Below are 2,092 nucleotides of genomic sequence, written 5' to 3'. Positions count from 1 at the left end.
CCGCGCCGCCGTCGTCCTGGCCGCGTGCCTCACCTGGTCACGGATATAGGAGACACGCCCTAGGTGTGAGGGCAGCCAGGCCGAGTGTGCACTCGACGCGATGCTCGCCAACAAGGCGTCGTGGCCGGACGTCCCGACAGACCTCTACTGCAAGAGCGGCGCCTCGACCTGCAAGGACCAGAGGTCGCCGGTCTTCTTCGATCGCTACCAGCTGGAGAAGGTCGCGACCAAGACCTACGACGGTTCGGCGTACCAGCCGGTCGACTCGTGGACTCTGGACCAGTCCTACCTGAACCCGAACGACGGCGTCGGCAAGGGCAGCGCGGGGAAGATCCTCTGGCTCAAGTCGATCACCCACACCGGGCACGGTGGGACCGCCGCGACAGGGGACGACCTGTCGGTGCCGCCCGTGCTCTTCGCCAACGAGATGCTGAAGAACCGCGTCGACTCCGTCACGGACGGCCCTCCTCCGATGTGGCGCCCCAGGGTGACCGCGATCCGCACCGAGTCCGGGGCGCTCACCTCGGTCAACTACCGGACCGAGTGCACCGCCTCGGCGTTGCCCACGGACGCGCGGACCAACGACAAGCTCTGCTTCCCCGTGGACTGGGACCCTGAGGGCCACACGAAGGACGCGAAGGACTGGTTCCACAAGTACGTCGTCGAGTCCGTGGTCGAGAACGGAGCCTCGCTGGCCCCCGGGAAGCCTGATCTGGTCACCGGCTCGGGTCAGGTGACGACGCGCTACACCTACGGTGGCGGAGGGCGGTGGATGAAGCCCACCGGTGCGCTCGTCAAGCCCAAGGAGGTCACCTACTCCGACTTCCGCGGGTACTCCTCGGTCACCACGACCGTGGGGGAGGACGGGGAGGCGACCTCGAGCACGTCGAGGTACTTCCGCGGACTGGGCGGGCAGCTCACGGCTGGCCCCGCAGGCCATGAGCTCACCTTCACCGACCACGAACGCTTCCAGGGACAGGTCTTCTCTGCTGAGGAGATGAACGGCTCCCGGATCGTCTCGCAGACGGTCACAGTGCCCAGCGGCCTCGTCACGACCGCGACCGGTGCGGACGGGACCAAGGCAACCCTCGTCGGCAAGACGACGGGCTACGGCTTCTCGTTCACCCAGGCCGGGACGCTGGAGCGACGGACGCGTTCGACCACGAACTACGACGGCAACGGTCAGGTGAAGACCGTCGACGACGCAGGTGACCTCGCCGTCGCCGACGACGGCACCTGCACCACCATGACGTACGGGCACAGCTCGAATGCCGCGTTCGTCGCGGCGCACATGGTGGGTATCGCCTCGCGCGTCGAGGTGGTCGGCGCCGCCTGCGGCGAGACGGTGTCGCGTCCGCGTGATGTCATCTCGGACACGCTGGTGACACTCGACGCACGAGGCCGGGCGCTTGAGACGTGGCAGGTCGACCCGAACCTGAGCCGAACAGCGGGAACGCTCCAGGCATCAACCCGACAGGGCTACATCAAGGCCAACGAAGTCCTCGCCTACGACGCCTGGGGGCGTCCGACGCAGGTCAAGGACGCGCTGGGTCGAGTGACCTCGACCACGTACACCCATTCCACCGGAGGGCTGCTCCGGGAGACGGTCACGACGTCTCCGGACCCGGACGGGTCCGGGCCCTTGACCGGCCTGACCTCCACGACGGTCTACAACCCTCTGCTAGGCACCGTCGTCGAGACACGGGACCCGAACGGCAAGAGGACGACGGGCTCGTACGACGCCCTGGGCCGGCTCCTCGAGGTGCGTGCGCCCGACCGGCAAGGAGCCGCGAAGCCCTCGGTCGCCTACGCCTACCGCGTGCAGGCGAACGGGTTGAACTCGGTCGTGACCCGCATGATCGGCGCTGACGGGTCCACTCAGCACGTCGAGAGCACTCTCTACGACGGGCTGATGCGTCCGTTCCAGACTCAGACGGAGTCGTCCGACGGCGGTCCCGCACACAGTGATGGCTCCGCAACCCGCGGCCGAGTCGTGGCCCACACGTTCTACGACACCGCTGGGCGCGTGCTGAACCGTCACGGGTCTGATGCCGCTTCCTTGTGATGAAGGATGGCGACATGCCCAAGAAGT

Annotated in this window: 1 protein-coding gene; it reads left to right on the top strand. The window is 67.5% G+C overall.

The features are described 5' to 3' along the window. The first annotated feature begins 100 nt into the window (after positions 1–100). Positions 101–2,065, top strand: a complete 1,965-nt coding sequence (locus L0B03_RS17030) for an RHS repeat protein (protein WP_250448084.1) — start codon at positions 101–103, stop codon at positions 2,063–2,065. Positions 2,066–2,092: the final 27 nt, after the last annotated feature.

The sequence above is a fragment of the Actinotalea sp. C106 genome (assembly GCF_023630195.1).
In the GTDB taxonomy this organism is placed as follows: domain Bacteria; phylum Actinomycetota; class Actinomycetes; order Actinomycetales; family Cellulomonadaceae; genus Actinotalea.
The sequence above is the reverse complement of the archived record's forward strand: the minus strand, read 5'-3'. Positions and strand labels throughout refer to the sequence as shown.

Coding starts and splice junctions, on each gene's coding strand:
- L0B03_RS17030 (WP_250448084.1), top strand. CDS start 101: ATGCTCGCCAACAAGGCGTCGTGGCCGGACGTCCCGACAGACCTCTAC.